The following is a 24753-nucleotide window of genomic DNA, read 5'->3' as shown; positions in this document are numbered from 1 at the left end:
AGGAGCGTGCCATGCCGAACAAGGTAACCGCCGTCCTCTCCGTCGCCCTGTTAGCCGTCACCACGGCGGCCTGCGGCAGCGACGCGGAGCAGAACCGGGCCGGCGCCATCACCGTGTGGACCGAGGAGAACCTCGCCGACCGGATGACCGTCCAGCAGACCCTCGCCGCGGAGTTCACCAAGCGCACCGGGATCAAGGTGAACCTCGTCGGCGTGGCCGAAGACCAGTTCAGCCAGATCGTCACCTCGGCCGCGGCGGCCGGCGACCTGCCGGACGTGATCGGCGCGCTCCCGCTGGCGGCGGTGCGCGAGCTGGAGGCCAACGACCTGCTCGACACCGCCACGCCGGGCAAGGTCGTGGACGGGCTCGGGCGCGACACGTTCTCACCGCGCGCCCTGGAGCTCGACAGCGCCGGAGGCAAGCTGCTCGCCGTGCCCAGCGACGGATGGGCGCAGCTGATCCTCTACCGCAAGGACCTGTTCAGGAAGGCCGGGCTCGAGCCCCCCGACACCTACGAGCGGCTGGAGGCGGCGGCGCGGAAGCTGAACACCGGCGGGGTGGCGGGGATCACGCTGGCGATCGCGCCGAAGGACTCGTTCACCTCGCAGAGTTTCGAGTACGTCGCGCTGGCGAACGGCTGCCAGCTGGTCGACAACTCCGGAAATATCATTATTAACTCGCCGCAATGCGTGAAGGCGTTCGAGTTCTATTCGAACTTGGCCAAGAACTACTCGATCAAGGGCAAGCAGGACGTCGACTCGACCAGGGCCACGTACTTCTCCGGCAAGGCCGCGATGACGATCTGGTCCTCGTTCATCCTCGACGAGCTGGCCGGGCTGCGGAACGACGCGCTCCCCAGCTGCGCCGAATGCCGCGCCGACAAGAAGTGGCTGGCCGAGAACACCGGGGTGGTGACCGCGCTGAAGGGGCCCGACGGGAGCGAGCCCGCGCAGTACGGTGAGATCGTCTCCTGGGCGGTGACCCACGACGCGAACAAGGACGCGGCCCAGAAGTTCGTCTCGTTCATGATGAACGAGGGTTACGAGCGCTGGATCGGCATGGCGCCGGAGGGCAAGGTCCCGACGCGCAAGGAGCTCGCCGGCAAGTGGAACGGCCTGCCCGCCGGGGTCGACACCAAGAAGCCGCTGTCGGAGGTCTACCCGGCCGAGACGCTCGACGCGCTGCGCCGGAGCCCCGACACCTTCGCCCGGTGGGGCATCCCGCAGGGGCAGGGCAAGCTGATCGGCGCCACGATGGGCGAGCTGCCGGTGCCCAAGGCGCTCAGCGCGGTCACCGGCGGGTCGCTGACCCCGCAGGCCGCGGCGGCCCAGGCGAAGGCGGACGTCGAGACCATCAAGCGCGGGATCCGGTGATGACCCCCGGCACGCCGCAGGCGCCCGGCGACGGGTCCCCGGTGGTGACCCTGGAGCGCGGGGAGCCGCCGGCGGGCACGGCGAGGCGCGGCCCGACGCTGCGGCAGCGGGAGGCCAGGGCGGGGCTCTACCTGATCTCGCCCACACTGGTCATCACGCTGGTCGTCGTGGTGGTCCCCCTGCTGTGGGCCGTCATGCTGGCCTTCCAGAACGTCCGCCTGATCAACATCAGGCGGGCGGGCATCTTCGGCCACTACACGCTGGAGAACTTCACCTACGTGCTGGCCGAGCCGGGGTTCTGGTCCTCGCTGGTGAACACGCTGGTCTACACGGTCGCCGGTACCACGTTGTCGATCGCGATCGGCCTGGTCGCCGCGCTGGCGCTGCGCGACAGGTTCAAGGGAAGGACCCTGATCAGGGCCTCGATCCTCATCCCGTACGTGGCGCCGGTGGTGGCGGCGGCCTTCCTGTGGGAGGTGATGCTCAACCCGCAGTACGGCATCGTCAACACCTGGCTCGGCGAGCCGATCGCCTTCCTCACCCAGGCCAAGGGCACCTTCCTCGGCATCGAGGTGCCGGTGGCGCTGCTGACGGTCATCGCGTTCGAGGCGTGGCGGTACTTCCCCTTCGCGTTCCTGTTCATCCTGGCCCGGCTGCAGGCGCTGCCCGCCGAGCTGGACGAGGCCGCGGTGGTCGACGGGGCGACGCCCACCCAGCGGTTCCGGTACGTGATCATGCCGCAGCTCTGGCGCGTCATCGCCCTGCTGTCGGTGCTGCGGTTCGTGTTCACCTTCACCAAGTTCGACGACGTCTTCCTGCTCACCGGGGGCGGCGCCGGGACCGAGGTCGTGAGCGTGCGGGTCTACGACTTCCTCACCGCCAGGGATGACATCGGGGCCTCGGCCGCGCAGGCGATCGTGCTGGCCCTCGTGCTGGTGGTCTTCCTGGCGATCTACCTGAGGTTCTTCTCCGGCGGGGAGGAGCGATCATGAACGAGACCGCGACCCGGCGCATGACCCGCGACCGCTTCGAGCGCGGGCTGTTCCGCGTGCTGAAGCCCCTGGTCATCGCCGTGCTCTTCCTGGCCACCGCGTTCCCGTTCCTGTACATGGTGATGCTCTCGCTGCGCGACATCCAGGAGCTGATCCTCGACCCCGGCTCGCTGTGGCCGCGCCGGTTCACCCTGTCGACCTACGCGGACGTGCTGGGCAGGCAGGGGTTCCTGACCTTCATGAGGAACAGCGCGATCATCGCGATCGTGTCCGTGGCGGTCACGTTGCTGATCTCGATACCCGGCGCGTACGCGGTGGCCAGGCTGCGGTTCTTCGGCCGCAGGCAGGTGCACTTCCTGTTCCTCGCGGTCTACCTGTTCCCCGCGATCGTGCTGGCGATCCCGCTGTTCGTGCTGTTCACGATGCTCGGGCTACGCGGCTCGCTGGCGGGGCTGATCCTCGTGTACATCGCGCAGACGGTCCCGGTGACGGTGTACATGCTGCGCAACTACTTCGAGACGGTGCCGCCGAGCGTGGAGGAGGCGGCGGCGATCGACGGATGCGGCCGCATCGAGACGATCTGGCGGGTGGTGCTCCCACTGTCCAAGCCCGCCCTCATGGCCACGGGGCTGTACGCCTTCATGATCGCGTGGAACGAGTTCCTGTTCGCCCTGCTCTTCCTGGTGGAGAAGCGGGAGAGCTGGACGGTGTCCCTCGGGCTGTCACAGCTCGCGGGCAGCATCGAGATACCGACGACCGTCCTCATGGCAGGATCGGTGGTACTGACGCTGCCGATCGTGGTGGTGTTCTTCGCGAGCGAGCGGCTTTTGACCGAGGGTCTCACGGCGGGCGCGGAGAAGGGCTAGTCGAGATGCTGACGGCGGGGCAGGTCCTCCAGCTGATCCGGCAGGGTTCTTGCCGTACCCGCAAGGACCTTATCGAGTTCACCGGCCTGTCCCGATCCACCATCACCGACCGCGTCGACCGGCTGATCGAGGCCGGCTACATCCACGAGTCGGGCGTCGGGGCGTCCGGGGGCGGGCGCCCGCCCTCGGTGCTCGACGTCGACCCGGGCAAGCACCTCCTGCTCGTGGCCGACCTCGGCGCGAGCCATGCCAGGGTGGCGCTCACCGACCTGGCCGCGAGGCCGCTGGCCGAGGAGCACACCGAGATGCGCATCCAGCGCGGGCCCGAGCCGGTGCTCACCTGGGTGCGCCAGGCCTTCCAGCGGCTGCTGGATGAGAGCGGCCGCGATCCGGCGCGGGTCACCGGCATCGGGATCGACCTGCCCGGCTCGGTCGACTACGCCTCGGGACGCATGATCAGGTCCTTCCTCATGCCCGGATGGGACGACCACCCGATCAAGGACGCCATCCGGCGGGCGTTCGACGTGCCGATCCTGGTGGACAACGACGCCAAGGCCATGGCGCTGGGGGAGTGGTGGTCGTCCTGGCGCCGGTGCCCGTCGCTGCTGCTGGTCAAGGTCTCCACCGGCATCGGCGCGGGGATCGTCATCGACGGCCGCATCTACCGGGGCGTCGACGAGGCGGCGGGCAGCATCGGGCACGTCCGCCTGCGCGAGACCGACGACCGGGTCTGCACGTGCGGCTCGCGCGGCTGCGTCGCCTCCCTGGCCAGTGGCCATGCCATCGCCCGCGCTCTCGGCCAGGAGACCAGCCGTGACGTGGTGCGGCTGGTCCAGGCGGGCGACCCGTCGGCGATCGCGCTCACCCAGGAGGCCGGCCGCACGCTCGGCGTGGTGCTGGCCGCCGCGGTCAGCCTGCTCAACCCCGGGGTGGTGGTGCTGGCCGGTGACATGGCGGAGACCAGGGAGCACTACCTGACCGGGATCAGGGAGAGCCTGTACAGGCGGAGCCTGCCCTACACCACGAGGAACCTGAAAATCGTGCCCAGCGCGCTCGGCGCCCGCGCCGGGATCACCGGCACAGCGATCATGGTGATGGAGCACGTGCTGTCACCCGGCACCGTGGACGCCGCCCTGCGCCAGTGACCCCTTCCCGTCTTGTGCGGCGGCGGGTCAGGGAAGGTCGCGCCGGTAGCGGAGCTCGGGGACGGCGACGCCGGCGACCTCCCACAGCGATCGGGTGCCGTCGGGGACGAAGCCGGCGGCGCCGTAGAAACGGCGTGCCCGGAGGTTGTCCTCCAGGACCCACAGCAGCAGCCGCCGGTACGAGCGTTCGCCCGCCGCCCGCAGGGCCGCGTCCGCGAGGGCCCGCCCGGCGCCCGTGCCGATGACGTCGGGGCGCACGTAGAACGCGTAGATCTCGCCGTCGCCCGGCACTGCGTCGTCGTCGCGGCACGGGCCCATGGCCAGCCAGCCCACCACGCTGCCCGCGTCCTCGGCGACGAGATCGAGCGTGGTGCCGTCGGCGTCGCCGAACCTCTTCCTCCGCCCCCGGGCGTCGTCCTCGACGGACAGGCCGTCCAGGTGGGCCTGCGGCAGGATGCCCGCGTAGGCGGTGCGCCAACTCGCGATCCGCACCGATGACACGGTCTCGATGTCCGGCTCCCGCATCTCGCGCACCACCAGCATGACGCCGGGCCCCCTTTCACATGCGTAGCGGCAGGCATCTTACCTGGGACGGCCGGACCCCCGCCGGGGCCGGAGTCGCGGGGTTCCGGCGGATGAAGAGGTGTGGCAGTGTTGTTCCGGGGGAAGATCTGTATGCCCGACAGGCGGCCGGTGGGGTGGTGCGGTGATCACGGGGCGCAAGCCGTACGGGTGCGGTGGGGGCGGGGAGGACACCTCGTGCCCGGTCGATTACGCTCGCGAACATGACGAACCTTGATCCGCGCTGGGTGCTTAGGGAACGCCCATCCGTCGGACTGATCATCGGGCTCGTCGTGGCGGGGATCTGCGCGCTGGTGTCGTTCTCCTTCGACATCTTCAACGGAGACCCCGTCCAGTTCTTCATCGCGCTCACGCTCGCGCTCGCCCCGGTGCCGCTGCTGCTCGCCGGGGTGCTGGCGCTCGACCGCATGGAGCCGGAGCCGCGCAAGGACCTGGCGTTCGCGTTCATGTGGGGCGCCGGCATCGCCGTGCTGGTGGCGGGCATCCTCAACAGCCTCAACCTCAGGTACGTCACCATCGCGACGCAGGACGCGGCGACCGCTCGCAACCTGGTGGCGACGTTCGTGGCGCCCGTGGTAGAGGAGACCATGAAGGGCCTGGTACTCCTCGGCCTGCTGCGCTGGCGCCGCCAGGAGCTCGACGGCCTGACCGACGGCATCATCTACGCCAGCATGGTCGGCCTGGGCTTCGCCATGAGCGAGAACGTCAGCTACTACGTCATGGCGCAGGACCAGCACGGCGTTCAGGGCCTGGCCGTGACGGTGGTGCTCCGGGGGATCCTGTCGCCGTTCGCCCATCCGCTGTTCACCTCCATGATCGGCATCGCCGTGGCCTACGCCGCGCAGAGCCGGGGCCCGGTGCGCGGCTGGGTGGTGTTCCTCGGCTGGATCGGCGCGATCATCCTGCACGGCATCTGGAACGGCTTCACCTCCTACGGCGGCTTCCAGGGCCTCGCGCTGGCGTATCTGCTGTTGATGATCCTGTTCTTCGTCGAGCTCGGAGTGATCGTCAAGGACCGCCAGCGCATCGTGGGCCTCATCCAGCGCTACCTGCCGCCGTACGGCGGGCTCGGGCTGGTCACCGACGTCGACATCTTCATGCTGTCCTCGCTGCAGGGGCGGCGGCAGGCCCGTCAGTGGGCGAAGGCCTACGGCGGTCCCGCGGGCCTGCACGCCATGCGCGACTACCAAGTCACCGCCACCGAGCTGGGGCTGCTCCACGAGCGCGGGGTCCGCGGTGTGATCGACAGGGACACCTTCGAGAACCACAGGGAAGCCCTTCTGGCCTGCATGAGCGCGGCCAAGGCGGCGTTCCCGGTCCCCGAGAGGCACCAGGCCACGATCGCCAGGGGGATGGCCCCGCCGGGGTACGCGCCGGGCCACGACACACGGCACTCCGCCTCGCCCTACCCTCCCCAGGACGGCCTGCCCCGCGACCCGTACCCGCAGGACGGCCTGCCCCGCGACCCGTACCCGCAGGACGGCCGGCAGGGCGGTCCCCCGCCTGGTTCCCCGCCTCCGGGCGACCCGGGCGCGAGCCCCTACGGCCCGCCGCAGGGCATCCCGTACGGCCCGCCGCCCGGGAACCGGGGTGGCAATCCCTACGGCCCGCCGCCGGGCGACCCGGGCGATAACCGCTAGCGGGTCAAGAGGCGGCCTCCCGTCCGGGCCGGTCATGGGGCGCCGGGCCGTGCCCCCTTGCCGGTCGGACGGCCGCGTGTTTCAATCGCGGTACGCGGATGCCGGTGGCCACTTCCGATGACCTTTTCCGGGTGGCCGATCAGGAGGCCTGCGAGCGCGCCCAGACGCCGTCCGCCGTCCCTCCCAGCCGCTGGCAGCGACATCTCATGACCTGTCCAGGCTGCTCGCACACCTCCTCGATGCCCGGAGAGGACACGGCACGATCGCGCTCGCATCGATCGCCGTCCCTCGCGGCGGCATCCGCAACGTGAAGAGGAAGCACTGTGAGAACCAAGGTATACGTGGCGATCATGACCGCGCTCGCGGTCGTGGTCGCCGGGCTGGTGACGCTGTCGTTACAGCGCTCGGCCGACGCGCACGGAACCATGCAGGCGCCCGCCAGCAGGACCTACGCCTGTTACACCGACGGGCTCACCTCCAGCAACGAGATCAAGCCGAAGAACCCCGCCTGCGCGCAGGCCGTCGCCGTCGGCGGCACCCAGCCGCTCTACGACTGGTACGGGGTGCTGCGCTCGGACGGCGGCGGGCGTACCCGGGGGTTCATCCCCGACGGCCAGCTCTGCAGCGGCGGGTTCGCGAAGTACGCGGCCTACGACGCGGCCAGGGCCGACTGGCCGGCGACCGTGGTGCAGGCGGGCGCCATGTACGACTTCGTCTACGGAGCCTGGGTGCCCCACCCCGGCGGGTTCAAGCTCTACGTCACCAAGGACACCTACAACCCCACCAAGCCGCTGACCTGGGCCGACATGGAGGAGCAGCCGTTCCTGACGGCCGACCCGGAGCCCGCGGTCACCAACGGCGCCTACCGCTTCTCGGGCAGGCTGCCGAACAAGTCGGGCCGCCACATCATCTACTCGGTGTGGTACCGGTCGGACAGCCAGGAGACCTTCTACGGCTGCTCCGACGTGATCTTCGGGAGCACCTCGACGCCTCCGCCGAGCTCGCCCCCGCCCGGCTCGCCCCCTCCGAGCTCACCGCCGCCCGCCACGCCTCCGCCGACCTCGTGCACGGCGACGGTGACGCTGTCGAACTCCTGGTCGGGCGGGTTCCAGGCCTCGGCGACCATCAACAACACCGGTAACGCCCCGATCAACAACTGGTACATCCAGTGGACGATGCCGACCGGGGTCACGATCACCCAGGCGTGGAACGGGACGTCCATGCAGAGCGGCCCGACGGGCATGATCCACGCGGCCGCCTGGAACGCCCAGCTGGCACCGGGGGCGTCCGCGACCGCCGGGTTCCTCGCGAGCATGACCGGAGCCGCGGCGCCGACCTTCACGGGGGTGAGCTGCGGTTAGCCGCCCGGCAACGGAACGGGGGGCCGGTCGCCGGATCCAGGGGTGACCGGCCCGCCCGGGAGGGGCTGTGCGGAGAAGCGGGCGGGCATGCCGAAGACCCGAACGCCGGCCGTGAGGCGGAGAGGCACTTCCCCCTCACGGCATGCGGCGTCCGAGCCGGACGAGATACGCGGTTGCCGTGGCACCGTTCGAGAGGCGTCACCTCCTCCTGGCCGAGCAAGATCTGTTGGGAGCGCTCCCACGCGCGATCCGGACCTTACCTCGACGGCCGTACGAACCGAAGCGCGCGACGGATCACCCGGGGATGGGTGTCGGAAAGCGCAGCTCGCGCCCCCTTGACCCGGCCCGGACGATGAAACTTTCGCGGCGGCGCCGAAACGATGCCGGGCCGCGCGGCCCGATCCGCTGAAGGCCGCCCAGAGCGATCCCGGCCAGGGTCGCGAGGCGAGGAACAGGTCACGGGGTGCGAGGCGAGGAACAGGTCAGGGGTGCGAGGCGAGGATGCGGTCGAGGGAGGTCTCCCGGGGGCCGGGGAAGACCGGCGAGGACCTGAGCACGACGGAGTCGAGGAACCCCTTGGCCGTCGCGCCGAACTCCCGCGCCGCGTAGACGTAGGTCTGGGCCGGCCACCTGACGGTGGAGTCGTCGCCCACCCCGAAGGCGTCCAGCCCCGCCGTGCGGCACAGCGCGACGGCGCGCGGCAGGTGGAAGCTCTGCGTCACGACCGTGAGGCGCCGGACCCCGAACACGTCACGGGCTCGGACGCAGGAGTCCCAGGTGTCGAACCCGGCGTAGTCGAGCACCAGCACGTCCGCGGGCACCCCGTGGGCGAGCAGGTAGTCGCGCATGACCGACGGCTCGTCGTACCCCACGCGGCTGTTGTCGCCGGACAGCAGCAGCGCCCGCACCTTGCCCGCGCGGTACAGCCCGGCGGCGATGTCCAGGCGCGTGGCCAGCATCGGGGTGGGGGACCCGTGGAAGAGGCCGGCGCCGAGCACCAGGCCCACCGGCGCCGCCGGAACCCCGCGCATCCACCCCGGGGCCGCGCCGGCCGTCACCCGATGGCCCGTGCTGGACAGCCAGGCCCAGGTCATCGGCGCGAGGGCGAGCAGGCTGAGCGCGACGGCACCGAGGAAGGCGCGCCGCCGCGCCGCCCGTGACCACCGGAAGGGGATCAGGCGCGCCGTCCGGGCCCGCAGGAGGGACCGGGTCGTCCAGGCTCGCAGGTCAGCCGTCCATGCCTGCCGGGGGATGTGGAGACGCAGCATGAACCGTTAGACGCCGACGACGTCCAGTTCGTTGTGGCCGGACGCGATCGTGTCCCCCGGACCGCGTGAGCGCATGAGGAAGACCACCCGCAGGGTCGCGATCCAGACGAGCGTGGCCCCGAGCACGTGCAGGCCGACGAGGATCGCGGGCACGGCCAGGAAGTACTGCACGTAGCCGATCACGCCCTGGGCCAGCTCGACCCCGAGCAGGACCAGCGCCCCGCGCCGCGCCCGGCCGGGGGAGTCGGTGACGTGCAGGGCGAACAGCAGCGCGAACGTCAGCCCGATAACGATCCAGACGGCGTCCGCGTGCACCTGGACCACGGCCTGGATGTCGAAGTCGAACCGTGGGGCGGCCTCGTCGCCCGAGTGCGGCCCGGTGCCCGTGACCACCACGCCCGCGATGATCAGCACGAAGACGGCGGCGACCAGGAAGAAGCCCAGCGTGCGGATGTCGCGGTGGACCAGCCTCCTGGGCGGGGCGTCGCCCTCTCCCGAACGGGCGTAGAGCGCGAACGCGGCGAGGATCATGCCGATGGACACCACGAAGTGGACGCTGACCGTGACCGGATTGAGGAGCGTGTGCACGACCAGGCCCCCCCACAGCGCCTGGACGGCGACGCCGATCGGCTGGGTCCAGGCCAGGCGCACCAGGCTGGAGCGGCGGGGTGTGACGCGGAGCACGGCGACCACGCAGGCGACGCCGACGGCGAGGACCAGGAAGGTCAGCAGCCGGTTGCCGAACTCGATCGCCATGTTCACCGGCGCGTGCGCGTCATGCGCGGTGGGCACGAAGCTGCCGGGGGTGCACCGGGGCCAGGTGGGACAGCCGAGCCCCGAATCCGTGAGCCGCACGGCCGCGCCCGTCACGGTGATGCCGGCGTTGACGACCACACTGGCCAGCGCCCACCGCCTGACGGTGAACGGGGTCGGGGACCACGCGGAGTGGAAGAGGTCGAGCGCGCGGCTCCTGAGCTGGTCGAGGAAGGCGCGCGGCCGCGTTTCCCCGGCGCGGCTCTGGGGGTGGTCTGCTGCGGTCACGGCACACATCGTAGGCGGCCATACCGCCGCCCCCGTCCGTAGCCCTCCGCTCTGGTGCGAATGTGACATATGACGGGTACGGCACTGAAACCTCGGAAACCAGGATTGATTGCCCCCTTGGATATGTGACATATTACTGACGGGTCGAGGGAACGGGCGTGGGGGGTGAGAATGGCCGACGTCGTGGTGATCGGAGCCGGCGTCGTCGGGGCGGCGTGCGCGTACTTCGCCGCGAGGGCGGGCATGGCCGTCACCGTGGTCGACCGCGGAGGGGTCGCGGGGGGCACCACCGGAGCGGGTGAGGGCAACATCCTGGTCTCCGACAAGGAGCCCGGTCCCGAGCTGGAGCTGGCCCTGCTGTCCAACCGCCTCTGGCGCGAGCTCGCCGTCCTCGGCGGCTTCGAGTTCGAGCCCAAGGGCGGCCTGGTCGTCGCAGAGACCGCCGGGGTGCTGGAAGCGCTCACCGCGCTCGCCAAGGGACAGGCCGGCCGGGGCGTGGAGCACGCGCCCGTGGCCCCGGGCGACGTGCCCGGATACGAGCCCCACCTGACGCGGGACCTGGCGGGCGCGGTCTTCTACCCGCAGGACGCCCAGGTGCAGCCCATGCTCGCCGCGGCCAGGCTCCTCCAGCACGCCCCCGGCGTCGCCCTGCGCACGGAAGTGACCGTCACCGGCTTCCTGCGCGACGGCGACCGGGTGACCGGCGTCCGTACCACCGGCGGGGACATCCCTGCGGGCGCCGTGGTGAACGCCGCCGGCACCTGGAGCGGCGAGCTCGCCGCGCTGGCCGGCCTCGACCTGCCGGTGCTGCCGCGCCGCGGCTTCATCCTGGTCACCGAGCCCGTCTCCGGACGCCTCGGCGTGCCGCTCATCAGGCACAAGGTCTATACCGCCGCCTACGTCACCGACGTGGCGAGCGACTCCGCCGGGCTCTCGACCAGCGCGGTGATCGAGGGCACCCCCTCGGGCACCGTGCTCATCGGCGCGAGCCGCGAGCGGGTGGGCTTCGACCGCACGCTGTCGATCCCGGTGATCGAGGCGCTCGCCCGCCAGGCCGTCGCGCTGTTCCCCGTGCTCGCCGACCGCAGGGTGATCAGGACCTACTGCGGCTTCCGGCCGTACTGCCCCGACCACCTTCCCGTGATCGGCGCCGACCCCCGCGCGCCCGGCCTGTATCACGCGTGCGGTCACGAGGGCGCGGGCATCGGCCTGGCCCCCGCGACCGGCCACCTGATCGCCGGGCTGCTCGCGGGCGCGGCCCCCGAGCTGGACCTGAGCCCCTTCCGCCCGGAAAGGTTCGCGGCGTGAACCCCTCGCCAGAACGCCCCCCGCACGCCGGCCACCTCGTGGGAGCGCGGCCGGAGCCGGGCTTCGACATCAGCGTGGACGGTCGCCCGGTCTCGGCGGTGCCGGGCCAGACGATCGGCGCGGTCCTGTACTCCAACGGCATCAAATCATGGCGTACGACCCGGATGGGCGGGCGTCCCCGTGGCCTGTTCTGCGGCATCGGCGTGTGCTTCGACTGCCTGGTCACCGTCAACGGCGAGGCGTCCTTGCGCGCCTGCCAGACCGAGGCGCGACCCGGAGACAAGGTCACGACCGCATGAGTGACCGGCGTGAGCACGCACCCGGCCGACGTCCCGATGGGAGTGCGTTGAAGGATCTCGCCGTCGTCGGGGCCGGTCCCGCCGGGATGGCGGCGGCCGTCGCCGCCGCACGGGCAGGGCTGAGCGTCGCGCTGATCGACTCGGGGGCGCGGCTCGGCGGCCAGTACTACCGGCACCCGCCCGAGGGCTTCCGCGCCCGCAGGCCGGGGGCGCTCCACCACGGGTTCGCGCGGTTCACCCGGCTCGCGGACGCCCTCAAAGCGCACGGCGTGGAGATCCGCCTCGGCCACCGGGTCTGGGCGGTCGAGAAGCTCACCGGCGACGCGTCCGAGAAGGCCATCGCCGCGGAGGAGGACGCCGGGGTGGCCGTCCACTGCCTGGCGGGCGCCAGGGACGAGCGGCGCGAGACCGTTCTCGCCCGGCGGCTGGTCATCGCGACCGGCGCGCACGACCGCCCGCTCCCGTTCCCCGGCTGGGACCTTCCCGGCGTGTTCACGGCCGGAGGCGCGCAGGCGCTGCTCAAGGGCGACCTCGTGGTGGCCGGGCGCAGGGTCGTCGTCGCGGGCACCGGGCCCTTCCTGCTTCCCGTCGCGGCCGGGCTGGCCGGCGCGGGCGCGCACGTCGCCGGGGTCTTCGAGGCCAACGGCAGGTTCGGCCTCGCCTCCACCCTGATCGCCCATCCGGGCAAGCTCGCGGAGGGCGCCGGGTACGGCTACCGCCTGGCCAGGCACCGGGTCCCGTACGCGGGCGGCCACGCCGTGGTCGCCGCGCACGGGGAGAACGAGCTGACGCACGTCACCGTGGCGAAAGTGGACCGTGACTGGGTTCCCGGGCCGTTGCGGACGATCGAGTGCGACGCGCTCGCCGTCGGATACGGCTTCGTCCCCCAGATCGAGCTCGCGACGCAGCTCGGCTGCGCGACAGGGACCGGCGGGGACGGCGGCCCGGTCGTCGCCGTGGACGAGGGGATGCGGACCAGCGTGCCCGGCGTCTACGCGGCCGGCGAGCCGACGGGTGTCGGCGGAGCCGAGCTGGCGGAGGTCGAGGGCTGGATCGCCGGACGCGCGGTCGCCGCCGACCTCGGCCGCCAGGTGGACCGGGCGCCCGGACTGGCGAGGAGGCGGGCCAGGCTCGCCGCGTTCGGCAGGGCCCTCCAGGCCGCCTACCCCGTGCGCGACGGCTGGATGGGCTGGCTGCGCGACGACACGCTGATCTGCCGCTGCGAGGAAGTCCCGTACGCGCGGATCAAGGACGCCAGGGAACTCGGCGCCTCCGACGCCCGCTCGCTGAAACTGCTGGCCCGCCCAGGGATGGGCTGGTGCCAGGGCCGCGTCTGCGGCTACGCCGTGGCGTGCCTGGCGGGCGAGGAGCCCCTGCCGCCACGCCGGCCGATCGCCCAGCCCGTACGGCTCGGCGATCTCGCAGGAGACCAAGAAGGAGAGGACCCCCGATGACGACCCGAGAGAAGCCCTGGCACGGAGTGATGGTGGCGACGGCGCTGCCGCTGCGCGAGGACCTGACCGTCGACGAGGAGGGCTACGCCGCGCACTGCCGATGGCTGGTCGAGCAGGGCTGCGACGGCGTGGTGCCCAACGGCTCGCTCGGGGAGTACCAGACGCTCACCCCGCGGGAGCGCGCCCGCGTCGTGGAGACGGCCGTCGCGGCGGTCGGCGGCGACCGCGTGATGCCCGGCGTCGCGGCGTACGGCGCGGCCGAGTCCCGCCGCTGGGCCGAGCATGCCCGGGACGCGGGCTGCCAGGTCGTGATGCTGCTCCCGCCCAACGCCTACCGCGCCGACGAGCGCGCGGTGCTCGCCCACTACCGCGAGGTCGCCAAGGCGGGCCTTCCCGTCGTGGCGTACAACAACCCGTACGACACCAAGGTCGACCTCGTGCCCTCGCTGCTGGCGAAGCTGTACGACGAGGGGCTGATCGTCGGGGTGAAGGAGTTCACCGGGGACGTGCGGCGGGCGTACGAGATCGCGGAGCTGGCCCCCGGCCTGGACGTGCTGGTCGGCTCGGACGACGTGGTGCTGGAGCTGGCCATCGCCGGGGCCGTGGGCTGGGTGGCCGGGTTCCCGAACGCGGTTCCCGCCTCCTGCGCGGCCCTGTTCCGCGCGGCCGTGGAGGGGGACGTCGCCACCGCGTTGCCGCTGTACCGTACGCTGCACCCGCTGCTGCGCTGGGACGCCAAGACCGAGTTCGTGCAGGCCATCAAGCTGTCGATGGACCTCGCCGGCCGGTACGGCGGCCCGTGCAGGCAGCCGCGCGTGCCGCTGTCGCCCGAGCACGAGGCCGCGGTCCGCGCGGCCACAGAGAAGGCGCTGGCCGAAGGGGTGCGGTGAGGTGACGGTGAGGACCAAGAAGATCTTCCATGTGGTCGACTCGCACACCCAGGGGATGCCCACCCGGGTCGTCACCGGGGGAGTCGGCGTCATCCCCGGTGCGAGCATGGCCGAGCGCAGGGAGTACTTCCTGGCGAACCTCGACCACATCCGCAAGCTGCTGATGTACGAGCCGCACGGCCACTCGGCGATGAGCGGCGCGATCCTGCAGCCCCCGACCCGCCCGGACGCCGACTTCGGCGTGCTCTACATCGAGGTGTCCGGCTGCCTGCCGATGTGCGGCCACGGCACCATCGGGGTGGCGACGGTGCTGGTGGAGACCGGGATGGTCGAGGTCGTCGAGCCCGTCACGACCGTGCGGCTCGACACGCCCGCCGGCCTGGTCGTCGCCTCGGTGCGGGTGGAGGACGGCGCGGCCAGGTCGGTGACGATCCAGAACGTGCCCTCCTTCAGCGCCGGGCTCGACCGCACGGTCAAGGTGCCGGGCCTCGGCGAGGTGACGTACGACCTGGCGTACGGCGGCAACTTCTACGCCATCCTGCCGATCGAGTCGGTCGGGCTGGCGTTCGACCGCTCGCAGGGCCAGCGGATCCTCGACGCGGGCCTCGCGATCTCGGCGGCGATCAACGAGGCGGACGAGCCGGTGCATCCGCTGGACCCGGGGATCCGGGGCTGCCACCACGTCCAGTTCGTCGCCCCCGGCTCGGACGCCCGGCTGTCGCGGCACGCGATGGCCATCCACCCCGGATGGTTCGACCGCTCGCCCTGCGGCACGGGGACCAGTGCCCGCATGGCGCAGCTCCACGCGAGGGGCGAGCTGGGGCTGGGGGAGGACTTCGTCAACGAGTCGTTCATCGGCACCCGGTTCACCGGGCGGCTGATCGAGCGCGCCGAGGTGGCGGGGCACGCGGCGGTGGTCCCGACGATCACGGGCAGGGCCTGGGTGACGGGCACGGCGCAGCACTTCCTTGACCCCACCGACCCCTTCCCCGAGGGGTTCCTCCTGTGACACCCAGTGGTCCATGACGTGGATTATGGTTCCGTGTAGCGGGATACTTGGCTGTCCCACCCCGAAGTTCGAGAGGGATTCACGATGAGCGTTGTCGAGAGCCGGTCCCCCCAGAACCCGGCCGACGTGGTCGCGAGCGCCACGGCCGCCGGAGGAGCGGGCGTCGCCGAGGCGGTGACCCGGGCGAGGGCCGCGCAGGGGCCGTGGGCCGGGGCGAACGTCTCGCGGCGCGCGACCGCGCTGGCCGAGGCGGCCGAGGCGGTGGCCGCCGCGAGCGACGAGCTCGGCTCGCTCATCGTCCGCGAGGTCGGCAAGCCGGTCACCGAGGCGGCCGGCGAGGTGGCGCGGTCGGTCGCGATCCTGCGCTACTACTCCCAGCAGGTCTTCGACCCGATCGGCGCGATGCACGAGCCCTCGGGCGCCGGGCTCGCCTACACCCGCAGGCGCCCGCGCGGCGTGGCCGGGCTGATCACCCCGTGGAACTTCCCGCTGGCCATCCCCCTGTGGAAGGCCGCGCCCGCCCTCGCCTTCGGCAACGCCGTCGTCCTCAAGCCCGCCCCGCAGGCGCTCGGCTGCGCGCTGCGCCTGGCCGAGTTGATGGGCCTGCCCGGCGACCTGTTCCAGGTCGTCCCCGGCGACGCCGAGGAGGGCGCGGCGCTGATCGAGGCCGCCGACGTGGTCTCCTTCACCGGGTCGGCCGCGGTGGGCCGCAAGGTAAGCGTGGCCGCGGCCGGCAGGGGCGTGCAGGTCCAGGCCGAGATGGGCGGGCAGAACGCCAGCATCGTGCTCGACGACGCCAACCTTCCGGCCGCCGCCGCGCAGATCGCCGCCGCGGCGTTCGGGTACGCCGGGCAGAAGTGCACCGCGACCAAGCGCGTCATCACCGTGGGCAACGCCGCCGAGGTGCGCGAGGCGCTGGTCGCCGCCGTCGCCAAGCTCGGCGTGGGCGACCCGGCCGACCCCGGTACGGCTGTCGGGCCGCTGATCGAGGAGGCCGCCCGCGACCGGGTGGTGTCGGCGGCGGCCGGCGGACGGGTGCTCACCGGAGGCGAGGCGCTCGACCGGGAGGGGTGGTTCGCCGCCCCCACGCTGGTGGACGGCGTCCCCGCCGGCCACGTGCTCGCCCGCGACGAGGTCTTCGGGCCCATCTGCCTGGTGCAGGACGCGGGCTCGGTGGACGAGGCGGTCGCCCTGGCCAACGGCGTGCGCTACGGCCTGGCCTCCGCGGTGTACACGCGCGACCTCGACCGGGCGCTCGACGTCTCGGCGCGGCTGGACACCGGGCTGGTGAAGGTCAACAGCCCGACGAGCGGCGTGGACTTCTACCTGCCGTTCGGCGGCGAGAAGGACTCCAGCTACGGCCCGCGCGAGCAGGGCAAGGCCGCCCAGGAGTTCTACACCTCCACCCACACCGTCGCCCTGGCCCCCGCCGGGCGCTGAGCCCGACCCTGTGGCCAGGCGTCCCCGTGCCCGTTCTCACAGCGCGGCACGGGGTGTCGTCAGAGCTGTACCGGCCTTCTAACGGTCTGATCTCGGACCTTGACGCCGACTTTGGGTGCATGTGCAATGTCACACACCATGCTGAGACGACGCTGTTTCGCTAGGAGATGCACGATGGGCAAATCGCGTGTAGCCGTGATCTGGTCGCTGGCGGCGGCCGTGGGCATGCTGACGGCGGGCTGCGGCCAGGGCCTCCTCGGCGGCTCCGACACCGCAGAGGACAAGGGGCCGATCACCCTCGGGATGCTGATCCCGCAGTCGGGCAGCGAGGCGGCCATCGGCCCGTACATGAAGAACGCCGCGCAACTCGCGGTGGACGAGATCAACGGCAAGGGCGGCGTGCTCGGCCGCAAGCTCGAACTCAAGGTCGCCGACGACGCCTGTGACGCCCAGACGGCCGTCTCGGGCGCCAACAAGCTCGTCACAGAGGGCGTGAAGATCTCGGTGGGCGGCTACTGCTCGGGCGCCACGCTCCCCACCCTGCCCGTCTTCGGCAAGGCGAACATCCCGATGATCATCCCTGCGGCCAACTCGCAGGAACTGGTCGATCAGCACCTCAAGCACGTCTTCCTGATCAACGGCACCGGCACGCAGCAGGCCGCCGCCGCCATGGCGTGGATCACCAAGCAGGGGGCCCGGAGCGTGGCGCTGGTGCACGACAACACCAGCTACTCCAAGGACATCGCCGTCCGCACGCAGGCGCTCCTCGACCAGCCCGGCGGCCCCGACACCGCCATCGTGGAGGCGGTGACGCCCAAGGAGAGCGACTACAGCGCGAACATCAACAACATCCTCGCCAAGAAGCCGGACTTCGTCTACTGGACCGGCTACTTCCAGGAGGGCGGCCTGATCACCCGGCAGCTGCGCCAGGCCGGGTACAAGGGCGGCATCATGGTCGGCGACGGCTCGGTGTCGGAGAAGCTCGCGCAGATCGCCGGCGCCGAGGCGGGCGAGGGCGTGTACGCCACGATGACCCAGACCCCCGACACCCTCCAGGGCGCGCAGACCTGGATCGCCGACTACACGAAGAAGTTCGGCTCCGCCCCCGGCCCGTACTCCAACCAGGCCTACGACGCCGTGCGGCTGGCCGCCGAGGCCGTCAAGCAGGCCGGGTCCACCGACGGCGCGAAGGTCACCACCGCGCTTGAGGGGATCAGCGGGTTCCAGATGTTCTCCGGCCCGCTCAAGTTCACCCCCGACCACACCCTGTCCACCGGCGGCTTTCAGATCCTGGTGCTCAAGTCCGGGAAGTTCGCCCTCCAGGACGCGCTCAAGTGACCCCGCGCGCCGGCCTCGCGGGGTCCGAAGGAAACCTGAAATGTCACAGCTGATCTGGAACGGCCTGTTCGTCGGCTCGTTCTACGCGCTGGTGGCGCTGGGCTACAGCATGGTCTACGGGATCATGAAACTGCTCAACTTCGCCCACGGCGACATCTACATGCTCGGCGCCTTCACCGGCTTCGCGATCCTCGGCGCGGTGGGCGGCGTCTCCCCGGGCATGGCGCTGCCGGCGCTGCTCGGCGTGCTCGTCGTCACGATGGGCGTCACCGGCCTGAGCGGCGTCGTGCTCGAACGCGTCGCCTACCGCCCGCTGCGCAACGCGCCCCGGCTCTCCCTGCTCATCACCGCGGTCGGCGCCTCCTTCGCGCTGGAGTACGGGATGCGCGCCGCCGCCGGGGCCGACCCGCAGGTCTACCCGCTGCGGCTCGGCGGCACCTCCGTCGAGGTGCTGGGCGCGCGGGTCACGCTCCAGCAGATCGCGCTCATCATCGTGGCCGTCGCCCTCATGGCCGGGCTGAACCTTCTGGTCACCCGGACCCGCGAGGGCCGGGCCATGCGGGCCATCGCCCTGGACCCCCGTACGAGCGCGCTCATGGGCATCAACGTGAACGCGGTCATCTCCCGCACCTTCTTCCTCGGCTCCGCCCTCGCGGGCGCGGCCGGGGTGATGGCCGGGGCCTACTACGGGAAGATCGACTTCCTGATGGGCTTCCTCATCGGGCTCAAGGCGTTCACCTCGGCGGTCATCGGCGGCATCGGCAACATCCCCGGCACCATGCTGGGCGGCCTGCTGCTCGGGCTGCTGGAGTCCTTCGGCACGTACTGGCTAGGCGGCGAGTGGCGTGACGTGTTCGCGTTCGGGGTGCTCATCCTGTTCCTGTCCGTACGGCCGACCGGGCTGCTCGGCGAGCGCGTGACGGAGCGCGTGTGACGGCCCGGAGCGGGACGCGCGCCGGGAAAGGCACCTTGCTCGGCCGCGCGGCCTCGCGGCTCCTCGACAGCAAGTGGGCCGGGCTGGCCGGGCTGGGCGTCGCGGTGCTCGCCCCGTTCGTGATCGCCACGCCGTACGCCCTGTCGGTCATGACCAGCGCGGCCATCTTCGTGATGCTGGCCTCGGGGCTGAACATCGTGGTCGGCTTCTGCGGGCTGCTCGACCTCGGGTACGTCGCCTTCTTCGCCGTCGGCGCGTACACCAGCGGCGTGCTGAGCACCCGGTTCGATCTCCCGATGATGGCGACCGTGCCCGCCGTCATCGTGGTCACCGTCGTCGCGGGCATCGTGATCGGCGCCCCGACACTGCGGCTGCGCAGCGACTACCTGGCCATCGTCACGCTGGGCTTCGGCGAGATCATCCGCATCACCGCCAACAACCTGGACGTCACCGGCGGGCCCTCGGGGATCTACGGCATCCCCGGCCTGACCGGCAGCCCCGTCGTCTTCTACTACCTGACCGTGGTGATCGTCTCGATCGCCGTCATCGGCGCCTCCCGGCTCGGCAGGTCACGGCTCGGGCGGGCCTGGCGGTTCGTCCGCGAGGACGAGGACGCCGCCGAGGCCATGGGCGTGCACACCTACAAGGTCAAGCTCGCCGCCTACATCGCCGGAGCGGTCTGGGGCGGGCTGGCCGGAGTGCTGTTCGCCGGGCAGCTGTCGGCGATCTCCCCAGGGAGCTTCACGTTCCTGCAGTCGGCTCTCGTGCTCATGGCCGTGGTGCTGGGCGGCATGGGGTCGACCCCGGGAGTCGTCCTCGGGGCCATCGTGATCAGCCTGCTACCCGAGATGCTGCGCGACTTCGCCGACTACCGGTTCTTCGCCTTCGGCGTGCTGCTGATCATCGTCATGCTGGTCCGCCCGCAGGGCCTGTGGCCACACCGTTCCCGGGAGGCCGGCTCATGACACTGCTGTCGGTGGAGGACCTGAGACTCTCCTTCGGTGGCCTGCTGGCCATCGACGGCCTGTCGTTCACGGTCGGGGAGGCCGAGATCGTCTCGGTGATCGGGCCGAACGGCGCGGGGAAGACGTCCGCCTTCAACTGCGTGACCGGCTTCTACCGGCCCACCGCCGGGCGCATCGTCCTGTCGGGCCGTGAGATCACCGGCATGCGCCCGTCCAGGATCGCCGGGCTCGGCGTGGCACGGACGTTCCAGAACCTGCGGCTGTTCGGTGAGATGTCCGTGCTCGACAACGTCCGCGCGGGAGCCCACCTGTGGCTCAGGCAGAGCTTCGTCGACGCGCTGCTGCACACCCCGCGCTACCGCCGCACCGAGCGCGAGTGCACCGAGCAGGCCCACCACTGGCTCGACTTCGTCGGCCTGCGCGGCGACCGGTTCGGCGAGGCGCGCTCCCTGCCGTACGGCGAGCAGCGCCGGGTGGAGATCGCCCGAGCCCTGGCCCGCAGGCCGGAACTGCTGCTGCTAGACGAGCCGGCGGCCGGGCTCAACCACGGCGAGAAGACCGAGATGCTGGGCCTGATCCGCCGGATCCGCGAGCTGGGCATCGCCACCGTGCTGATCGAGCACGACATGGGCCTCGTCATGGAGGTGTCCGAGCGTGTGATCGTGCTCAACTTCGGCCGCGAGATCGCCGACGGCCGCCCCGAGGACGTCCGCCGCGATCCCGCCGTCATCGAGGCCTACCTCGGCAAGGACGACGAGCACGCCGACGCCGACGCGTACACAGAGACGCGTACGGACACCGACGCGGGGACCAAGGCGGGGGGAGGGCGCGATGACGGCGCTTGAGGTCGAGGCACTCGACGTCCACTACGGCGGCGTGCACGCTCTGCGGGGGATGTCGCTCACCGTCGGGGAAGGCGAGATCGTCGCGCTGCTCGGCAACAACGGCGCCGGCAAGACGACCACGCTCTCCGCCGTGTCCGGCCTCGTACGGCCGACCTCCGGCAAGGTCGTCTTCGACGGCCGGGACGTCACGAGGGCAAGGCCCGAGGCGATCGTCCGCGCCGGGCTGGTGCACGTCCCCGAGGGACGCCGGGTCTTCAGCACCCTTACGGTGCACGAGAACCTCCAGATCGGCGGCTACCTGGTCCGCGACAAGGCCGAGATCCGCAAGCGGGTCGCCCGGGTGTACTCCCTGCTGCCGCGCCTGGCCGAACGGCGGTCGCAGCAGGGCGGCACGCTGTCCGGCGGCGAGCAGCAGATGCTCGCCATCGGCCGCGCCCTGGTCTCCGGGCCACGGCTGCTGCTCCTGGACGAGCCCTCGATGGGCCTCGCGCCGCTGGTGGTCGCCTCCGTCATGGAGCTGGTCCGCGAGGTGAACGCCGAGGGCGTCTCGGTGCTGCTCGTCGAGCAGAACGCCAAGGCGGCGCTCAAGATCGCCCACCGGGGGTACGTGATCGAGAACGGCGAGTGCGTGCTGGGCGGCTCCGCGGCCGAGTTGCGCGGCGACTCCCGTGTCGTCGAGGCCTACCTGGGCGGCGTCTGATGAACCCGGCACCCGAACCCGCACCCCACGCCCCTCGGGCCGGGGACATCCAGGTTCCTGCAGGCGGTGGATCCGTGGCCCACACCTCCTGGGGAGGGGGCGCCGAGGTTCATACGGTCGACTACCACACCGGTGGGGAGCCGTTCCGGATCGTCGTGGCAGGGGTTCCGGACATCCCTGGTGCGACGGTCCTGGAACGCCGGACGAACGCCTCCACACCGGAGATCGACCGCGTACGGAGGCTGCTCTGCCACGAGCCGCGCGGCCACGCCGACATGTACGGCTGCTTCCTCGTACCACCGGACGACGCGGGCGCCCACCTGGGGGTCCTGTTCTGGCACAAGGACGGATACTCCACCGCCTGCGGACACGGCACGATCGCGCTGGGCGTCCACGCGGTGGAGTCCGGCCTGGTGGACGCCGATCCCGCCGGGGACACCGACGTGGTCGTGGACGTGCCCTCGGGCAGGGTCACGGCCCGGGTCCACAGCTCGGCCGGGGTGATCGAGTCGGTGACCTTCCGCAACGTCCCCTCCCACGTCACCGCCCGGAATATCCCGATAACCATCCCCGCCGCCGCCTCGGGAGCCATCCACGGAACGGTCGACATCGCCTACGGCGGGGCGATGTACGCATCGGTCCCAGCCGCGGCCTTCGGGCTGAGTGTGGAACCGTGTCACCTGACCCACCTCATCGCCCTCGGGCGCGCGATCAAGGCATCCCTGAAAGACCACCCGGCCGCCAGGCATCCCACCGACGACCGGCTCTCCGGGATCTACGGAGTGATCTTCTACGACGAGCTCGGCCCGGGGCGCCAGCGCAACGTCACCGTGTTCGCGGACGGCGAGGTGGACCGGTCCCCATGCGGCTCCGGGACGGCCGCGCGGCTCGCCCTGCTGCACGCCGACGGGTTCACCGGCGAGCTGACGCACGAGAGCATCGCCGGCACCACGTTCACCGGACGGGTCGTAGAGGTGCGCGGCGACGCGGTGATCCCCGAGATCACCGGCATGGCCTACCGCACAGGAATGCACCGGTTCGTCCTCGACGCCCGTGATCCCGTCGGCCCGGGGTTCACGCTCCGATGAGCACGCTGCCGTATATCGACGGGGACACCCTGAGGCGTCTGGTGTCAATGGAGCACGCCGTCAGGGCGCTGTCCGAGGCGCTCCTCGGCGGACTCGACCCGGAGGAGGGCCCGCGCCGCCCGGTCGTGGACGTGCCCGCCGGGCAGCTCCTGCTGATGCCCGCCGCGTACGGCCGCCACGCGGGGATCAAGGTGGCGAGCGTCGCCCCGGCCAACCCGGGCAGGGGGCTTCCCCGGATCCAGGGCACCTACCTGCTGCTCGACGGCGCCACCCTGACACCCCTGGCCTCCATGGACGGCGTCGCGCTCACCTCGCTTCGCACGCCGGCCGTCTCCGCGCTCGCCGCACGGCACCTCGCGCGGCCGGACGCGCGGTCGCTCACCGTCTTCGGCGCCGGGCCGCAGGCATGGGGCCACGTCGAGGCGTTCCGCGCCGTACGGCCGATCGAGCACGTCACCGTGGTCGCCCGGAACTTGGCCAGGGCACAGGACCTGGCCGCCCACTGCTCCACCCTCGGCCTGACGGCGAAGGTGGTCCCCGCGGTGGAGGTGGCCGGTGCCGTGGCGGGGGCGGATGTGATCGCCTGCTGCACGAGTGCGCGCGAGCCGCTGTTCCCCGGCGCGCTGGTCGCCGACGGTGCTCTCGTCGTCGCGGTGGGCTCCCATGAGCCCGGCGCCCGCGAGATCGACGGTGGGCTTGTGGCACGTGCCACCGTGGTGGTCGAGTCCCGGTCGGCCGCGCTGGCGGAGGCGGGGGACGTGATCATGGCGATCCGGTCGGGGGTGATCGGCGAGGGCCACCTGGCGGGCGGCCTCGCGGAGCTGGTGAACGGCGCCGTCCAGCCCGGCCCGGGGCCGCGCGTGTTCAAGAGCGTGGGGATGGCCTGGGAGGATTTGGTGGTGGCGGCCACCGCCCACGACGCGTGGGCGGGCCGATGAGCCCGGGAGGGGATGCCGGCATGGCGAGCGGGTCCGAGCGGGGTGGGGCGTGAGCGAGGAGGGCAGGCTCGACCTGCCGGTGATGGCCGGGCGCCAGAGCCTGCGCGAGCAGGTGGCGCAGGCTCTGCGTGACGCGCTGGTCGCCGCCGAGATGCGCCCGGGCATCGTCTACTCCGCACCGGTCCTGGCCGCGCAGTTCGGCGTGTCGGCCACCCCGGTGCGCGAGGCGATGCTCGACCTGGCCAAGGAAGGCCTGGTCGAGGCGGTGCCCAACAAGGGGTTCCGGGTCACCGAGCTGTCGGAGCGCGACCTGGACGAGCTCACCGAGATCCGCAAGCTCCTTGAGGTGCCCACCGTGGCCCGCCTGGCCGACGCCTCCCGTAAGGACGACTTCGAGGTGCTCCGGCCGGTAGCCGAGGAGATCGTCTCGGCGGCTGAGCGGGGCGACCTGCTCGCCTACGTCAACGCCGACCTGCGCTTCCACGTGGAGTTGCTCGCGCTCGCCGGGAACGCGCATCTGGTCGAGATCGCCCGCGACCTGAGATACCGCGCCCGGCTGTACGGCCTGAAGTCGATGTCGGAGCGGGGCACCCTGGCCGACTCCGCCCGCGAGCACGTCGCCATCCTCGACGCCCTGGTACAGGGCGACTCCGACGCCGCCAGAACCATCATGGACCACCACATCCAACACATCCGCGGCATCTGGGCCGACCGCCCCGAGTGACCCGACCCGGCGCTTGGTGCCAGGCCCGGTCTAAGCACTGCCTCGACAAATCCTCAACACGAGCCGACCTATCTTCCTCTCACTGAGCACCACAAGGCACGACAAGAGAGGAAGACGATCATGACCATCCGCCCGCGTTACTCGCTGGCCGCGTCGTTGGCCCTCGTCACGACCGCCTCCGTCGGCATGCTGGCGACGGCGACCGCTCCGGCGAACGCCGCAACCCCCGAGACCCGCACGAGCGCCGGTCACGCGGCCGTGCAGGGCACGGTGTCTCGATCGCAGTCAGTGCGGCAGCTCGGCACCTGCATGTGGATCGGCAGGCCCTACGGTCAGAAGATCGGCGGAAAGTGGCACGTGGTGGGCCAGGGAGGTGCCACTTGCAGCAACGGCCTGGGCGTCGGCAGGGGCTTCATCGAGATCGAACTGCAGCAGAAGCGCGCGTGGGGCTGGGACGGCCGGCAGACGAAAACTCTCTGGGGCGCCGGGACAGCTCATCCGAGGGCGAAGTGCAAGAGCTTCGGGTGGTACACCTGGCGAACCGTGGTGAGCG

The 24753-nt window shown here is 71.6% G+C and carries 24 protein-coding genes; 21 read left to right on the top strand and 3 right to left on the bottom strand.

Features of this window, described 5'->3' with window-relative positions; translation table 11 throughout:
- Positions 1 to 11: 11 nt before the first annotated feature.
- Genes AB0O34_RS24500 through AB0O34_RS24485 form a run of 4 tightly spaced genes read left to right on the top strand, consistent with a single transcriptional unit; the run spans position 12 to position 4376 of the window.
- Positions 12 to 1373, top strand: a complete 1362-nt coding sequence (locus tag AB0O34_RS24500; RefSeq protein WP_363919004.1) for an extracellular solute-binding protein — start codon at positions 12 to 14, stop codon at positions 1371 to 1373.
- On the top strand, positions 1373 to 2365 hold the full coding sequence (locus AB0O34_RS24495) for a sugar ABC transporter permease (RefSeq protein WP_363919002.1): 993 nt from the start codon (positions 1373 to 1375) through the stop codon (positions 2363 to 2365). Before AB0O34_RS24500 ends, AB0O34_RS24495 begins: the two co-directional genes overlap by 1 nt.
- Complete coding sequence (locus AB0O34_RS24490; RefSeq protein WP_363919000.1) at positions 2362 to 3231, top strand: carbohydrate ABC transporter permease; 870 nt, start codon at positions 2362 to 2364, stop codon at positions 3229 to 3231. Before AB0O34_RS24495 ends, AB0O34_RS24490 begins: the two co-directional genes overlap by 4 nt.
- A 5-nt stretch (positions 3232 to 3236) precedes the next feature.
- Positions 3237 to 4376: an ROK family transcriptional regulator gene (locus tag AB0O34_RS24485; RefSeq protein ID WP_363918998.1), complete on the top strand. Its 1140-nt coding sequence runs from the start codon at positions 3237 to 3239 to the stop codon at positions 4374 to 4376.
- 27 nt (positions 4377 to 4403) lie between these two features.
- Here the strand turns inward: AB0O34_RS24485 and AB0O34_RS24480 are convergent, their stop codons facing one another.
- Entirely contained in the window at positions 4404 to 4919 is a 516-nt protein-coding gene (locus AB0O34_RS24480; RefSeq protein ID WP_363918996.1) for a GNAT family N-acetyltransferase, read from the bottom strand.
- Positions 4920 to 5161: 242 nt separating this feature from the next.
- On the opposite strand from AB0O34_RS24480, the gene AB0O34_RS24475 reads away from it, so the two are divergent.
- Positions 5162 to 6598: a PrsW family glutamic-type intramembrane protease gene (locus AB0O34_RS24475; protein ID WP_363918994.1), complete on the top strand. Its 1437-nt coding sequence runs from the start codon at positions 5162 to 5164 to the stop codon at positions 6596 to 6598.
- A 323-nt stretch (positions 6599 to 6921) separates the two neighbouring features.
- Entirely contained in the window at positions 6922 to 7959 is a 1038-nt protein-coding gene (locus tag AB0O34_RS24470; protein WP_363918992.1) for a lytic polysaccharide monooxygenase, read from the top strand.
- Between the two features lie 482 nt (positions 7960 to 8441).
- Here the strand turns inward: AB0O34_RS24470 and AB0O34_RS24465 are convergent, their stop codons facing one another.
- Both AB0O34_RS24465 and AB0O34_RS24460 read right to left on the bottom strand, forming a co-directional pair.
- The gene (locus AB0O34_RS24465) at positions 8442 to 9227 is read right to left on the bottom strand and encodes an ElyC/SanA/YdcF family protein (RefSeq protein ID WP_363918990.1); all 786 of its coding nucleotides are present in this window, start codon (positions 9225 to 9227) and stop codon (positions 8442 to 8444) included.
- 6 nt (positions 9228 to 9233) lie between these two features.
- Positions 9234 to 10268 (bottom strand): COX15/CtaA family protein, encoded by a 1035-nt coding sequence (locus AB0O34_RS24460; protein ID WP_363918988.1) that lies wholly within the window; start codon positions 10266 to 10268, stop codon positions 9234 to 9236.
- A 171-nt stretch (positions 10269 to 10439) separates the two neighbouring features.
- Here AB0O34_RS24460 and AB0O34_RS24455 point away from each other — a divergent pair, with 171 nt between their 5' ends.
- The 15 genes from AB0O34_RS24455 to AB0O34_RS24385 all read left to right on the top strand — a co-directional run.
- Positions 10440 to 11576 (top strand): FAD-binding oxidoreductase, encoded by a 1137-nt coding sequence (locus tag AB0O34_RS24455; RefSeq protein WP_363918986.1) that lies wholly within the window; start codon positions 10440 to 10442, stop codon positions 11574 to 11576.
- Complete coding sequence (locus AB0O34_RS24450) at positions 11573 to 11875, top strand: (2Fe-2S)-binding protein (protein WP_363918984.1); 303 nt, start codon at positions 11573 to 11575, stop codon at positions 11873 to 11875. The genes AB0O34_RS24455 and AB0O34_RS24450 overlap by 4 nt, the downstream gene beginning before the upstream one ends.
- A gap of 47 nt (positions 11876 to 11922) precedes the next feature.
- Positions 11923 to 13329, top strand: coding sequence for an NAD(P)/FAD-dependent oxidoreductase (locus AB0O34_RS24445; RefSeq protein WP_363918982.1), 1407 nt, complete (start codon positions 11923 to 11925; stop codon positions 13327 to 13329).
- Complete coding sequence (locus AB0O34_RS24440; protein ID WP_363918980.1) at positions 13326 to 14219, top strand: dihydrodipicolinate synthase family protein; 894 nt, start codon at positions 13326 to 13328, stop codon at positions 14217 to 14219. Before AB0O34_RS24445 ends, AB0O34_RS24440 begins: the two co-directional genes overlap by 4 nt.
- Before the next feature lie 7 nt (positions 14220 to 14226).
- Positions 14227 to 15228, top strand: a complete 1002-nt coding sequence (locus AB0O34_RS24435) for a proline racemase family protein (protein WP_363919024.1) — start codon at positions 14227 to 14229, stop codon at positions 15226 to 15228.
- An 84-nt stretch (positions 15229 to 15312) separates the two neighbouring features.
- A complete protein-coding gene (locus AB0O34_RS24430; protein WP_363918978.1) occupies positions 15313 to 16668 on the top strand; it encodes an aldehyde dehydrogenase family protein in 1356 nt (451 codons plus the stop codon).
- A gap of 174 nt (positions 16669 to 16842) precedes the next feature.
- A complete protein-coding gene (locus AB0O34_RS24425) occupies positions 16843 to 18006 on the top strand; it encodes a branched-chain amino acid ABC transporter substrate-binding protein (protein WP_363918977.1) in 1164 nt (387 codons plus the stop codon).
- 40 nt (positions 18007 to 18046) lie between these two features.
- Entirely contained in the window at positions 18047 to 18940 is an 894-nt protein-coding gene (locus tag AB0O34_RS24420; protein ID WP_363918975.1) for a branched-chain amino acid ABC transporter permease, read from the top strand.
- Complete coding sequence (locus AB0O34_RS24415; protein WP_363918973.1) at positions 18937 to 19905, top strand: branched-chain amino acid ABC transporter permease; 969 nt, start codon at positions 18937 to 18939, stop codon at positions 19903 to 19905. Before AB0O34_RS24420 ends, AB0O34_RS24415 begins: the two co-directional genes overlap by 4 nt.
- Positions 19902 to 20750, top strand: coding sequence for an ABC transporter ATP-binding protein (locus AB0O34_RS24410; RefSeq protein WP_363918971.1), 849 nt, complete (start codon positions 19902 to 19904; stop codon positions 20748 to 20750). Before AB0O34_RS24415 ends, AB0O34_RS24410 begins: the two co-directional genes overlap by 4 nt.
- Positions 20737 to 21450, top strand: coding sequence for an ABC transporter ATP-binding protein (locus tag AB0O34_RS24405; RefSeq protein ID WP_363918969.1), 714 nt, complete (start codon positions 20737 to 20739; stop codon positions 21448 to 21450). The genes AB0O34_RS24410 and AB0O34_RS24405 overlap by 14 nt, the downstream gene beginning before the upstream one ends.
- Before the next feature lie 74 nt (positions 21451 to 21524).
- Positions 21525 to 22538 (top strand): proline racemase family protein, encoded by a 1014-nt coding sequence (locus AB0O34_RS24400; RefSeq protein ID WP_363918967.1) that lies wholly within the window; start codon positions 21525 to 21527, stop codon positions 22536 to 22538.
- A complete protein-coding gene (locus AB0O34_RS24395; RefSeq protein WP_363918965.1) occupies positions 22535 to 23476 on the top strand; it encodes an ornithine cyclodeaminase family protein in 942 nt (313 codons plus the stop codon). Before AB0O34_RS24400 ends, AB0O34_RS24395 begins: the two co-directional genes overlap by 4 nt.
- 49 nt (positions 23477 to 23525) lie before the next feature.
- A complete protein-coding gene (locus tag AB0O34_RS24390; protein WP_363918963.1) occupies positions 23526 to 24200 on the top strand; it encodes a GntR family transcriptional regulator in 675 nt (224 codons plus the stop codon).
- A 120-nt stretch (positions 24201 to 24320) separates the two neighbouring features.
- Positions 24321 to 24753, top strand: a 433-nt coding sequence (locus tag AB0O34_RS24385; RefSeq protein ID WP_363918961.1) for a hypothetical protein, incomplete at its 3' end; no start/stop codon positions are given.

Source organism: Sphaerisporangium sp. NPDC088356 (assembly GCF_040685555.1).
Lineage (GTDB): Bacteria > Actinomycetota > Actinomycetes > Streptosporangiales > Streptosporangiaceae > Sphaerisporangium.
This window is presented reverse-complemented; position numbering and strand designations above follow the sequence as displayed.

Bases quoted from the DNA above. Each gene is read 5' to 3' on its own strand.
- AB0O34_RS24405 (WP_363918969.1), top strand. From the start codon at position 20,737: ATGACGGCGCTTGAGGTCGAGGCACTCGACGTCCACTACGGCGGCGTG.
- AB0O34_RS24425 (WP_363918977.1), top strand. From the start codon at position 16,843: ATGGGCAAATCGCGTGTAGCCGTGATCTGGTCGCTGGCGGCGGCCGTG.
- AB0O34_RS24420 (WP_363918975.1), top strand. From the start codon at position 18,047: ATGTCACAGCTGATCTGGAACGGCCTGTTCGTCGGCTCGTTCTACGCG.
- AB0O34_RS24440 (WP_363918980.1), top strand. From the start codon at position 13,326: ATGACGACCCGAGAGAAGCCCTGGCACGGAGTGATGGTGGCGACGGCG.
- AB0O34_RS24500 (WP_363919004.1), top strand. From the start codon at position 12: ATGCCGAACAAGGTAACCGCCGTCCTCTCCGTCGCCCTGTTAGCCGTC.
- AB0O34_RS24465 (WP_363918990.1), bottom strand. From the start codon at position 9,227: ATGCTGCGTCTCCACATCCCCCGGCAGGCATGGACGGCTGACCTGCGA.
- AB0O34_RS24490 (WP_363919000.1), top strand. From the start codon at position 2,362: ATGAACGAGACCGCGACCCGGCGCATGACCCGCGACCGCTTCGAGCGC.
- AB0O34_RS24455 (WP_363918986.1), top strand. From the start codon at position 10,440: ATGGCCGACGTCGTGGTGATCGGAGCCGGCGTCGTCGGGGCGGCGTGC.
- AB0O34_RS24480 (WP_363918996.1), bottom strand. From the start codon at position 4,919: ATGCTGGTGGTGCGCGAGATGCGGGAGCCGGACATCGAGACCGTGTCA.
- AB0O34_RS24430 (WP_363918978.1), top strand. From the start codon at position 15,313: ATGAGCGTTGTCGAGAGCCGGTCCCCCCAGAACCCGGCCGACGTGGTC.
- AB0O34_RS24485 (WP_363918998.1), top strand. From the start codon at position 3,237: ATGCTGACGGCGGGGCAGGTCCTCCAGCTGATCCGGCAGGGTTCTTGC.
- AB0O34_RS24495 (WP_363919002.1), top strand. From the start codon at position 1,373: ATGACCCCCGGCACGCCGCAGGCGCCCGGCGACGGGTCCCCGGTGGTG.
- AB0O34_RS24410 (WP_363918971.1), top strand. From the start codon at position 19,902: ATGACACTGCTGTCGGTGGAGGACCTGAGACTCTCCTTCGGTGGCCTG.
- AB0O34_RS24475 (WP_363918994.1), top strand. From the start codon at position 5,162: ATGACGAACCTTGATCCGCGCTGGGTGCTTAGGGAACGCCCATCCGTC.
- AB0O34_RS24395 (WP_363918965.1), top strand. From the start codon at position 22,535: ATGAGCACGCTGCCGTATATCGACGGGGACACCCTGAGGCGTCTGGTG.